Consider the following 12,244-nt stretch of genomic DNA (forward strand, 5'->3'; position numbering starts at 1 on the left):
GTTTCAATCCCGGGTCGACCGCACAATGCCCATTCGGCTGATGCACTACGTTGCCTGCTTCTATGACCATTTGCTAAAAGCGAAAGCGACCACGCCCGGTAAAGGCTTGCCGCCCGTGTTCCCTGTTGTGTTATATAACGGGACAGAACGCTGGTCAGCCAAGCATGATATATACGACATGGTGCAGCCTACGCCACCCGTCTTTTTACAGCCTTACCAGCCGCATCTGCGCTATTATTTAATTGATGAAGGTGCTTACACTGATGAGGAACTAGCGCAGCGTCACAGCCCTCTAAGCGGTATATTTAGCATTGAAAACGCGGCCACGAGCTGGGAAAGCCTGCAACAAGCGGTTGACCGCATTGTCGCGATCATTCAGGCAGACCCCCATAAACCGCGCATTGACCCAATCATTACGCGCTGGGTGAAGCGCCACCTGCAACGGCTTGGCGCAGGCATCAACCTGGAAGCGCTTACAAGTTTGGTGGAGGATAAAAACATGTTGGCAGAAAACCTGGAAAACCTGGTGAAGAAAGAGCGGCTAGAAGGTCGTCAGGAAGGTCGCCAAGAAGGTCGCCAAGAGGCTGAGAAGTACGCGTTACAAGAAAAGCGTGAAACGGTACGCCACCTCTTATCGTTTGGAGTGCTAAATGATGAGCAGATTTCCGAAGCGACGGGCCTATCTATTCATGATATTGCAAAACTGCGTATCGAAGGTAAGCACTGACTGAGAAAGCAGCGCCCCGCGCTGCCGGGGGGTGGCTAACACAGCACACCCTATAGGCCAACGGCACAAATGTAGTGCGCGGTAAGCGAAGCGCACCCGCAATGCAGCGCATAGCGCTGCCGGGGTAAGGGCAGCTAGCGCCGCCATCGCCGAGTGAGCTCAGCTCCCACAAAACCGCTGCCCCGCTCATTGTGAGAAACCACCCGCAATGCAGTGCCACCCGCTGCCGGGGTAAGGGCAGCTAGCGCCGCTAGCGCCGCCATCGCCGAGTGAACTCAGCTCCCACAAAACCGGGTGTGTCGATGTGTTGGGGGGCTGTGTAGACTGCTTACTCACTCGGGCTGCTTTTGTGGGAGCCCACTTCAGTGGTGGTCCGACACATCGGCGAAGCAGCGCCCCGCGCTGCCGGGGTTGAGTAACGCAGCTCTATAGGCCAACATGGCCGCTAGCGCCGGGTAACCTCAGCCTCCACAAGAATCAGCATAAACGTATCCCCCACACAGCGCCTGCCACCACATGCCGTGTGTCGAATGTTGATAATCCCCTCATTACCAAAAATTACATAATTTTTTACGACTTCCCCCTAAAGATTTCCTTCGTTGCGCCGTTATTAAGTATAACGGCGCACAACACGCCGAACAGCGGGCCACGTGGCCAGTCTTATTGAAAGGGGAATACCACCATGTCAGTGATCAATACCAACATCACAGCAATGATCGGTCAGCAAAACCTGAGCAAATCTCAGAGCGCGCTGTCTACCTCTATGGAGCGTCTGAGCTCTGGTCTGCGTATCAACAGCGCGAAAGATGATGCAGCTGGTCAAGCCATCGCTAACCGCATGTCTTCACAGATCACTGGCCTGTCTCAGGCTCAGCGTAACGCCAACGACGGTATCTCTGTTGCGCAAACCGCTGAAGGCGCCCTGAACCAGGTAAACGACAACCTGCAGCGTGTGCGTGAACTGACGGTTCAAGCCCAGAACGACACCAACTCTGCTGACGACCGTAAATCCATCCAGGATGAAATCGATCAGCGTCTGACTGAGATCAACCGCATCTCTGAGCAGACTGACTTTAACGGCGTTAAAGTACTGGCTGAAGACCGCAACCTGTCTATCCAGGTAGGTGCTAACGACGGCGAAATGATCGACGTTAAACTGGAAAAAATTACTGCCGGCACATTGAACCTCTCCAGCTTCAATGTGAATGGCCCAGGTGAAGGCCTTGCCGCTGCAGAAACAGCTGACTACGAAAAAGCATACGGCAAAGCCACTGGCGTGACAGGCAATACTGTTTCTGCAGCTGGTTTCCGTGATGAACTGGCAACAAACCTGGGTATTGCTACCGGTTCTGTTACAACTGCTGGCGCTGCGCAGGTTGACGACAATGGTAACTGGTATGTAGATGTTACTATCACCGCTACAAGTGAATCAGAAGTAAAAGCGCTGGGCTTACAGGGTATTGAAGCCACTTCCGGCACTGCGGTTACCTTCCAGGTAGCACTTGAGCCTTCTGAAGCGGCTATCGCAAATGGCTCTACTGATGCTGCCTTCACTGTTGATGGTAGTAAGCTGGGCGCCAAAGATCTGTTAAGCGCTGCTACTTCTGACCCGATGGAGCAGCTTGATAATGCGCTAAAACAAGTTGATGAGCTGCGTTCAGGTTTGGGTGCTATTCAAAACCGTTTTGAATCCGCGATTACCAACCTGCAAACCAACGAAACTAACCTTTCTGCAGCACGCTCACGCATCGAAGATGCTGACTATGCCTCAGAAGTAAGCAACATGACTCGCGCACAGATTCTTCAGCAGGCGGGTACTTCTGTACTGGCCCAGGCCAACCAGGTTCCACAGAACGTTCTTTCTCTGCTGGGCTAATAAGCTGGCGCAGTACACTTCCGCTTTGTCGGATAAAATACAGGCCTCCTTTGGGAGGCCTGTCTTGTTTTGGGTGTTACGCGTTCAGTTAGTTAGGCTATCTATTAGCTGCTTTTCCTACCTTTGCTGCCTCTTCTATACGCGTATGCTACCCAGCAAATATAAATGCGGAATGCCTTCTCATGTCGAAAAAAACATCTGCTTCCATGCCCAGGAAAGCTCGCCAGAATAGCGTCACTGGAAAGAGTGTTCCGTCATCGCTGCATAAGGCAAAAAAACTGGCAGAGCGCCAACCGCAAAATGCGGCTGCCTGGAAACAGCTTGGGGCTGAGCTTTCAGAGGCAGGCTTGCGCCAGGAAGCGCTAGAAGCCCTTGATAAGGCGCTTATGCTGACACCTAACGATGCGGAGGCACTGGCTGTAAAAGGCAGGATTACTCACCAGCTAGGTGACCCCGAGCAAGGCTTGGCGCTCTTAAAAGAAGCGGTAAAGCGCCAGCCAGGTTTTGCAAAAGCCCAGCACTATATCGGTTATATTTACTACACGCAGGCGCGTTACGACGATGCCCTAACCTACGCAGATGAAGCGTGCCGCCTGGCGCCTAATGATGTTGATATGCTCAACACACTAGGCAACGTCTTGATGCAAAAATTTGAATATTCGCGGGCGCAGAAAACGTTAGAGAAGGCAGCGCAACTTGCACCAAATAATTATCTTTCCTGGAATAATCTGGGGAATGTATATAATGCTGTGGGCGACCTTGATAAAGGCTTGGATGCTTATCAACAAGCCCACCGTATTAATCCCCTGGCGCCTGGCCCTTTCTCAAATATTATAACTACATGCCATTATCATCCTCATAAAACGGCTGAGGAAATCACCGGCCTTTGTAAACAATGGGACAATAAATTTTCTGTTCAAACAACCATTAAATCCTACGACAATTTAGTAGACCCTCAAAAGCAATTAAGAATTGGGTTAATTTCTGACGGTTTTCGGGGGCATCCCGTTGGGCGAATGATAACGTCTGCTTTGGAGAATGTGTCGAAAGCGCAGATAGCCCTCTACCTCTATAGCACCAATAATGCGATTGATGGTATTACACAACGGTTACAAGCAGCATCTGAAAAATGGATGAGTATTCAGCCGCTTAATGATGAGCAAGTCGCGGAGCAAGTCGCCAGTGATAAGATTGATATTCTGATTGACCTGGCGGGTCATAATGCGGGCAACAGGGTTCTTGCTGTGAGTAGGCGTCCCGCACCGCTTCAGGTGAAGTGGGTCGGTGGTTTAATTAATACCACGGGGCTCTCTGCTATTGATTACCTTATTAGCGATAGCGTAGAAACTCCCGAGGGAGTGGATGAAGAGTACGTTGAAAAACTCATTCGCCTACCTAACGATTATATTTGCTATGTGCCTCCTGGTGGTTACGAACCCGAGGTAGGGCCCTTACCGGCACGACAGAACGGTTACATCACCTTAGGGTGCTTTAACAACGCGACGAAGCTTAACGATGTCGTATTAGAGCAGTGGGCAAAGCTAATGGATGCGCTGCCTAACTCTAAGCTAATGTTAAAGAGTATGCAGTATAAGAGCGAGGAACGTTGCCAGAAAATTAGAGAGACCATGGCACTGCATGGCATCGAAAGCTCACGGCTTATTATTGAAGGGCCCTCTTCGCACGCTGAATTATTGGATGCGTATAACAAGGTTGATATTTCACTGGACCCTTGGCCTTATTCAGGGGGCTTGACCACCTGCGAATCGTTTTTGATGGGCGTTCCCGTTGTAACGCTTCCCGGTCCTACGTTTGCAGGGCGTCATAGTGCGACCCATCTTGTTAATGCGGGTATGCCGGAGCTAGTCGTCACGTGCTGGGAAGAGTATAAGGCGCGTGTTATCGACCTGGCATCCGATCTCGATAGCCTGGCCGCTATCAGACAGCACTTGCGTCAAATACTGTTAGCGTCACCGGTGTGTAACGCCCCTCTCTTTGCGGGACACTTTACCGACGCCATGCGCGCTATTTGGCAGCGTCACTGCGAAGGTAAGCCGCCTGCTGCACTCACGTTCGATAAAGCAGGGCAAGTCACTTTCAAAGATGAAAGCGTACCGGTTGAAGTGGCTTATGCAATAGAAAACGAGGCTGCAAGTAATGATTTTAGCTGGTCGCTGCCAAGTAAAATCATAACGCTGGACAATGGTGCCGCGTTGCTGCGCCAACAAGGGGTAGAAGGGCTTCGCCAATTAAAGGCATTCGGTATTGTGGCATTCGACCCGGCGAGTCATGTGCAAAACGCTGACCAGTTCCAGGGCAGCGATGATATCCAGGTTTTTCCTCACACCGCGCTTGGTGATGGCAAGCCCGCAACGCTTTATGCCTGTTTAGATGAAACGTTGAGCAGCACGCTTGAACCTTTGCCTGAGCCGACAGGTAACGAGGCTTTAGCGACGCAAGTGCTGGCCAAACTACCGATCAGCACCATTACGTTAGATAGCATCGAAGGTTTGGAAAGCCTTGACTGGTTGATTCTTGATGGCCTTAATGATGCTGTCGCTATATTGGAAAATGGCGAAGCATCACTAAGTGAGACGTTGGCAATTCAAGTGCGTATTGTGTTTCAACCTACCCACTATCGTCAGCCAAATCTGGCAGAAATACAGCATTGGATGTCCCGGCACGGTTTTCGTTTCTATCGTTTTAATAATACGCAGCATACTAGCCAATTGCCCGATTCTGTTCCTTCGGCGCTTCGCCAGGCAACGGAGCTACAGTCCGCCGATGCGCTATTTTTACCCAGCCATGCGCGGATGAGCACGCTCTCTGATCAACAGCGAATCAAGCTCGCATTTTTGCTGCATACCGTATATGGCATCAAGGATATGGCGTATCACGTCTTGGCGGGAGCTGATACGGAGAAAGCTGAACAGTATTTGTTTACGGAAAAATTACTGGAATCCAGTACTGATGATTCTGCTAGCAATAACCTGGATGAAGCTGCTTCTGAAATGGCTTGCTCCTCGGTAAGCCAAAGGCAGCCTGTCGCTGATAATATTTCTCAAGATATTGATGCGCTCTTAAGTAGCGATACTGTGTTCCAACAAAAAAGTGTAGACAAGGCCGCTGGGAATGATGCTAAGCCTGTTTCAACGCCTACTAGCGCACAGACGAATAAAAAAACTACAAACTTGTGGGAGCTTGAGGAGCCAATCCAGGTAGTGGATGTCGGCGCAAACCCTATTGATGGAACGCCGCCTTATGCCGGGCTTCTTAAGCGTGGTTTGGTGAGTCTAGTGGGTTTTGAGCCACAGAAAGAGGCCTTGCAAAAGCTGCTAGAGATGAAAGGCCCCAATGAAACGTACCTACCACATGCGGTTGGCACCGGCGAGCGGACTAAACTTTATATCTGCCAAGCTTCAGGCATGACTTCAACACTTAAACCTAATAATCAGGTGCTTGATCACTTTCAGGGCTATCCGATTTGGGGGAAAGTTAAATCGATCGAAGAAATCGATACTGTCCGGCTGGATGATGTCGCTCAAATTCAGAATATCGATTGGTTAAAAATTGATATTCAAGGCGGCGAATTAAATGTTTTCAAAAATGCTGAAAATAAGCTAAAAAATGCATTGGTTATTCAAACTGAAGTAAATTTCATACAGCTTTATGAAAATCAGCCTCTTTTCGCTGAGATTGATCAATGGATGCGCGCAAATGGCTTTATGCTGCACACGCTTTTGGAGCAAAGAAGGCGCCTGTATGCGCCGATGAAAATCAATGGTGGAATTCATCAGGGTATCAATCAATTGACAACTGCGGATGCAGTTTATGTGAAAGATATTAACCGGGTGACTGAACTCACTGAAGATGAAGTTAAAAAGATGGCTTTCATCTTACATGAGGCTTATGGAAGTTATGATTTTTCTCTTCGCTTGATAAAAACTTTCCTGGTTGATAGTTTTGAAAATGAATATGTTAAAAAAGTAAATAAGCAATTGCCTTTAGTTGTAAATAAAAATGTAGATTTTTCTTTACAGCATTGCTTTGTTGTGGGTTGTGGGCATACAGGCACCACATTGATTGCAACGATTCTGGGCGAGAATGATGCTATATATTCGATTAAAAGAGAAACAGGCTGGTTTTTAGATAACCAAGATATTGATAGTGATTTGTATAAAGAGGAGTTGCTCGCCAGAGGGTTGTGTAGTGATTGGCTTTGTGAAAAAACACCTCGCCATGTGTATTGTTATGAAAAAATAATGGCGAGATTTACTGATGCTAAATTTATAGTAATGACAAGAGAAGCAAAAGATGTTGTTGCTTCAATCAAAAATCGTACTGGCGATTTTTCTCAGGCATTGAATCGATGGCTAAACGATAGTAAGAAGTCTCTGGAGGTAAGTAGGCAGAAAAATTCGCTTTTGATACACTATGAAGATGTTGTTATCGATACCGAGAACACTATTCAAAAAATGTGTGACTGTTTAGGTGTTCCATTTTCTCAAGCCATGCTTAACTACCATGAGTCAAAAAAGGACTGGTTTGGCGTCCATCCGCAAAAAACTGATGGCAAGGGTGAGCAAGCTCACTTAGAGCGCCGTGCTTGGCAAATGCAGCAGCCAATTCAAGATAGAAGGGGGATTTGGAAAGATATATTAACCAAAGAAGAAGCAGAAACGGTTGATGAAGCATCTAGAAAAATTATGCTTGAGTTAGAGCGTATTTCAAAACCTTGAAAAATGACTTTCTCATTTGCAGCCTGAACGTATGACTTCAAAGGTTGTTTCAGACGAACTTTGGGCCATTTCTGTTACCTACGCCCCAAGTCAGTGCTCGTGGCGGCAGGTCACCTATAGCCTATCGCACTGCACTGACAGGCATTGTTTTCGTCCTTCGTTCAGGCATTCCATGGCGCATACTGCCGCAGAAAATAGGAGTGGTTCGGGCGTCACCTGCTGGCGACGATGACGGGATTGGCAGCAAGCAGGTGTATGGAATGCCTGCATCAAACCCTCTTGCAGCCATTGCACAGCGCTGACAGGCTCGACTGGTCAAGAGCTTGCATGGACAGCGCTACCGTGTCAGCCAAAAAAAGGGCAGCTATCGGCGTCGACAACCTTGCTGGATCAATCATGCCGTAGGCGAAACATTCAACCCCGTATCGCGCGGTGAGGTGTTGAAACGTGTTTTTGGCAGATTTTTTAGTTGTGTGCATAGATTCTGTGGATAAGGGGAGGGAGTTAATAGCTCTCCATACCTGACGACCAGTTGAGTTCTTGTAACTCACTGGTAAAGTTTTTTATAGCCGGGCCGATAAGCAAGTAATTACTACTAATAGGCAGGCCCGTTAATGGCGTCGATCCATACCAATTTGCCATCTATGAACGGCCAGGCGAACCTGAAGCGTAATCAGTCTGCGCTGGCGACATCCATGGAGCGCCTTTCATCCGGCTTGCGTATCAACGGCGCTAAGGATGATGCCGCAGGCCAGGCAATTGCTAACCGCATGACCAGCCAGATTAGCGGGCGCGGCATGGCGATGCGTAATGCCAACGATGGCATATCGTTGTCGCAAACCGCACAAGGCGTGCTGGAGGCGGTGAACGGTAAGTTGCAGCGTATCCGTGAGCTTACTGTGCAGGGATTGAGTGAAATTTATAACGGCGAAATGGGCGACCGTATCCAGGCGGAGATTAATCTCAACCTGAAGGAAATCGAGCGCTTGAACCAGGTTGCCGAATATAACGGCATTCCGCTTCTGGATGGCACAGCGGGGCATCTTTCCCTGCAAGTAGGCGCCAACGATGGCGAAACCCTGAACGTTAATTTAGGCGCCCCCGGCTTTAGTGTGCAAACACTGGGGCTTAAGGATTTTACCTTTCAGGGCGAACCCGGCACCATCACGCATACTGACACACTGCCGGGCCGCTCGGCGCGTATTCCTATCGACGATGCGGAGTATTCACGCGTTGCTTATGTGCCTGCTGATAACGAACCACATTTAGTGCGCTTCAATAACCGCGATGTTATCCAGCTAGGTGGCGATGGCGGGCAGCTTAAAAATGTATCGATTAGCGCATCACACGATACGGATACCCGCAATAACGACGTAACGATTAATGTTCGAGAGGCAGTGACTGAACGCACATTAGGTGAAGTTATATACTCCCGAAGCGCTGTCGACTTGGACGGCAATAGTTGGCCGTTAGGTAGCGCGGATATCGTACGTTCGGGAGGAGAGTATTGGATAGCGCGTGGGAGCGACTATACGCCCGTTGAACTTATCATGGATAACAGCCAGCGAAGTGTGGTGGCTCAGGTGCTGGAAGACACGCATGTAGCCCCGGCTGATATGCCAGGCCCCATTAGTGAAGTACGTTATATGCCAGCAGTGCAAAAAGGCAGCGCGGACTATAGCCTGACTCTGGATGGTCAGGATGAAAGCAACAGCGGCAGCATCTCTCTAGTACAGTTAAATAGCACTTATTATGTCGAAGAGCAGTTGGCGGGGGAGCAGTATGCGTATTATCCCGCTGATGTGACCAGCCAAACAGGTGGTTCGGAGAGTACGTTCACCGTGGTAAGTGAGCGTACACCAATGGGGGCGGTCACCGACCAGCCTTTTGTTGCTGGGTCATCGTTCGTGCATTTTAAGCCGAGTAATGCCAATGTGCAGGTTAACTATGTCGAGTTAAACGGCACAACGCATCAAGATGTCATGGCAGCTGAGCCTGAAAATGGTTACGTGTTTAATTTAAACGCCTTGTCAAATGGCAGCGGTGCGATGAAAACAGCCAACATCGTGCTGAACCAAAAAGGCGAGCATTTGCTGCAAACCGTTAATGGAAACGGTGACGTAATCCTTTATTACCCAGTGCGTAGTTCACTGAGTACAAACGTGGATAACAACCTGACCACGGTAACAATACGTGAGACAGATGAAGCACGCCGCATCCGCAACCCTGCTGATCCACTGGCGACATTAGACCGAGCAATCGCCCAAGTGGATAACAAGCGCAGCGAGTTTGGCGCTCTGGATAACCGGCTATTAGCCATCATTGAAAATCATGACGAAACCAATCGTCACCTTTCCGCCGCCCGCTCGCGCATTATGGATGCTGACTACGCCGTGGAAGTGACCAACATGACCAAAGCACAGATTCTGGAGCAGGCAGGTGCTTCTGTACTGGCCCAAGCAAACCAGATCCCGCAGAACGTTCTGTCTCTGTTGGGTTGATCTGAAGATTGATGATAAAGCCCATGCTTAATTGCTAGGCACCCTAAACCGGCTCCTTCATGGGGCCGGTTTTTTTAGGGGGTCGTGTGAAAACGAATGTGCAGGCTATTTCTGCCTACGATGTTATTTATGATGTAGTGCCTAATTCTGATGTTGTTGAAAAGCAGGAGGGAAGCAACCTTGATGTTGAAAATGCTGCTCAGCTTTATCGGTGAGTGCAAGTTCATCAGAAGGCGGATTAAGCGCTTTGCAGCGTACAAGCCAAGAGAGTGAATATGCTTCCCAGTGAACATGAACGCGTGGTGCTTGAGCTGGAAACGCTCATCTGTGAAACCCAAACAACCATCGAGCAGGCCGAAACCCACGGGCTAGATACAACCATGCCCGATGATTATGCCCACCTTCTTGATATCCTCGATAAAGCGATCAAGCAGCAGCACGACCATACGTTAGCGATGCTGGAAAACGACGGCTAGCGGTTAATTTTACACACATGCAACGGATGTTTTGCCTTGCTCGCGTCTCCATCATGCCACTAATTGCCTAGCTCGCTAAAATTGCTTTTTTGCCATACTGGCCGATACTTTTCGTCTAACAATAAAACGTGGGTTATAAGCAATGAATGCGCATACGCTGGCGCTGACCTGTGCCATTGGGGCCGGGTGGTTAAGCTTTAATACATTGGTGGTGGCTGGTTATTTATTGGTATATAAAAGAGAGACGCTGGGGCTGGGAGAGCGGAATAGCTTTTGGCTAACGGTTGCGGGTAAACGTGATGAAAAATCCGCGGCTTCCCCTGCGGTTCCCCCACGCTCACAGCCTAGCCAAAAGCCTATAGAAGAACGTGTGCCCATGGGCTTGCCTGAGCAAGAAGAGCCGTTCCTGGAGGAGCCCATTGGCAAGCCTGAAGAGGTACCTACGCATGTATTTTACGTAATGTTCCAACAGCCGAGCATTGAGCTTAATCAGAAGGTGCAATTAGTCCTGAATAAATGGGGCGCTTACTTCGATGCAGAGTTGAAAATTTATGTGGCATTGGGCGTTACCCCACAAAACCCCTTACGTATTGCCAATGCGTATCCGCCTGGCTTGATGCCTACAGAAGAGGTATTCCAACAAGAGGACCACCTGCTGGGCGGGGTCAGCATTATCCTCAATAAGCCCAAGCGCAAACGTGGCTTTGACAAAGTGCAATTGGGCAAAATGGTGGAGTTGAGTGAAGAACTTGCCGCGTTAGGTGGGGCCTTGCTTGATGAAGAGCGCCAGCCAGCTTCGCGTAAAACCATCAGGGATATTACTGGCGGTTAATGCCCATTATGACTGCGCTATTAAGCGTGGTGGTAATTTGTAGCTACCTTTCTATTAGTGCCTGCTATCAAACACGTAGCGCAGAGTGGTTTCGCTTGCCAAACTCTAATAACCTCAATGCATAAAAACTATTTTTAATATTCTTTTTTGTGTTTATGATGTGCGTGTAACGGCTACGCTGCCTTTGCGCCTGCCACGCCTACACTCTGCAAAAGGCAAATGATCTTTGCCGATGAGGATGCTTCTGATGACTCGATCACGTCGTTTAAACACGTTAGTCGCCGCGCTTACCTTAAGTGTGGCAGGTGGTTTTGCTGCGGTTCAGGCCCAGGCAGATACCCTACGAGTGGGCATGTCGGGCGGCTATTTCCCGTTTACCTTTGTGGAGCGCGACGAACTCAAGGGTTTTGAGGTCGATGTCATGAACGCGGTGGGGGAGGTCACCGGTGATGATGTCGAGTTTGTCACGGCGAGTTTTTCGGGACTAGCAGGTATGTTGGATTCTGGCCGCATCGACACTATTGCCAACCAGATAACGATAACGCCGGAGCGTGAAGCCAAGTATGTATTTACGGCGCCCTATGTGTATGACGGTGCGCAGGTCGTTGTCCGGAAGGGTAACGATGCTATTAACGGCGTTGAGGATCTTTCCGGTAAATCGGTTGCGGTTAACCTGGGCTCCAACTACGAGCAGTTGTTGCGCGAGCTGCCGAACGCCGACGAAATTGATATCCGCACCTACGAATCCAACGTAGAGCAGGACGTAGCATTGGGGCGCACCAATGCCTTTATTATGGACCGCGTTAGTGCGACTCAGGTGATTAAGGAGCGCGGTTTGCCGTTGGAGTTGGCGGGCCAACCCTTCACGGTTATCGAGAATGCGCTGCCGTTTCGTGACAACGAGGCAGGCAATGCCCAGCGCGACCGTGTGGATGAAGCGCTAACTGAGCTTCGCGATAACGGCACGCTGCGTGAAATTTCCGAAAAATGGTTTGATACCGATATCACGCAGCAGCCGGAATAACCGCTACGCTGTAAACGGAAGCCTGTATTGAACGCGGCCGTGGGTAATCCACGGCCGTTTTGCTTATAA

At 49.4% G+C, this 12,244-nt stretch carries 8 protein-coding genes and 1 pseudogene; all 9 read left to right on the forward strand.

The features are described 5' to 3' along the window. Window positions 1-727, forward strand: a 727-nt coding sequence (locus ACT3T6_RS14280) for an Rpn family recombination-promoting nuclease/putative transposase (RefSeq protein WP_444625955.1), incomplete at its 5' end; no start/stop codon positions are given. Window positions 728-1,409: 682 nt separating this feature from the next. Next, window positions 1,410-2,603, forward strand: a complete 1,194-nt coding sequence (locus ACT3T6_RS14285) for a FliC/FljB family flagellin (RefSeq protein ID WP_193054751.1) — start codon at window positions 1,410-1,412, stop codon at window positions 2,601-2,603. Window positions 2,604-2,785: 182 nt separating this feature from the next. Beyond that, complete coding sequence (locus ACT3T6_RS14290; protein ID WP_193054750.1) at window positions 2,786-7,342, forward strand: FkbM family methyltransferase; 4,557 nt, start codon at window positions 2,786-2,788, stop codon at window positions 7,340-7,342. A gap of 44 nt (window positions 7,343-7,386) precedes the next feature. Beyond that, window positions 7,387-7,699: pseudogene (locus ACT3T6_RS14295) on the forward strand (transposase); the annotation flags it as partial. Window positions 7,700-7,956: 257 nt separating this feature from the next. Then, window positions 7,957-9,843 (forward strand): flagellin N-terminal helical domain-containing protein, encoded by a 1,887-nt coding sequence (locus ACT3T6_RS14300; RefSeq protein ID WP_192528333.1) that lies wholly within the window; start codon window positions 7,957-7,959, stop codon window positions 9,841-9,843. Window positions 9,844-9,929: 86 nt separating this feature from the next. Then, entirely contained in the window at window positions 9,930-10,058 is a 129-nt protein-coding gene (locus ACT3T6_RS14305) for a hypothetical protein (RefSeq protein ID WP_264298682.1), read from the forward strand. 60 nt (window positions 10,059-10,118) lie between these two features. Beyond that, window positions 10,119-10,319: a hypothetical protein gene (locus ACT3T6_RS14310; RefSeq protein WP_192528334.1), complete on the forward strand. Its 201-nt coding sequence runs from the start codon at window positions 10,119-10,121 to the stop codon at window positions 10,317-10,319. Between the two features lie 142 nt (window positions 10,320-10,461). Further along, window positions 10,462-11,151: a cell division protein ZipA C-terminal FtsZ-binding domain-containing protein gene (locus ACT3T6_RS14315; protein ID WP_193054749.1), complete on the forward strand. Its 690-nt coding sequence runs from the start codon at window positions 10,462-10,464 to the stop codon at window positions 11,149-11,151. A gap of 247 nt (window positions 11,152-11,398) precedes the next feature. Further along, complete coding sequence (locus tag ACT3T6_RS14320) at window positions 11,399-12,175, forward strand: amino acid ABC transporter substrate-binding protein (protein ID WP_172118968.1); 777 nt, start codon at window positions 11,399-11,401, stop codon at window positions 12,173-12,175. Window positions 12,176-12,244 lie beyond the last annotated feature (69 nt).

The sequence above is a fragment of the Halomonas sp. 72 genome (assembly GCF_052379785.1).
In the GTDB taxonomy this organism is placed as follows: domain Bacteria; phylum Pseudomonadota; class Gammaproteobacteria; order Pseudomonadales; family Halomonadaceae; genus Vreelandella; species Vreelandella citrativorans.

Excerpts from the sequence above, each read along its gene's own strand:
- ACT3T6_RS14285 (WP_193054751.1), top strand. The coding sequence starts at position 1,410 with ATGTCAGTGATCAATACCAACATCACAGCAATGATCGGTCAGCAAAAC.
- ACT3T6_RS14290 (WP_193054750.1), top strand. The coding sequence starts at position 2,786 with ATGTCGAAAAAAACATCTGCTTCCATGCCCAGGAAAGCTCGCCAGAAT.
- ACT3T6_RS14300 (WP_192528333.1), top strand. The coding sequence starts at position 7,957 with ATGGCGTCGATCCATACCAATTTGCCATCTATGAACGGCCAGGCGAAC.
- ACT3T6_RS14310 (WP_192528334.1), top strand. The coding sequence starts at position 10,119 with ATGCTTCCCAGTGAACATGAACGCGTGGTGCTTGAGCTGGAAACGCTC.
- ACT3T6_RS14315 (WP_193054749.1), top strand. The coding sequence starts at position 10,462 with ATGAATGCGCATACGCTGGCGCTGACCTGTGCCATTGGGGCCGGGTGG.
- ACT3T6_RS14320 (WP_172118968.1), top strand. The coding sequence starts at position 11,399 with ATGACTCGATCACGTCGTTTAAACACGTTAGTCGCCGCGCTTACCTTA.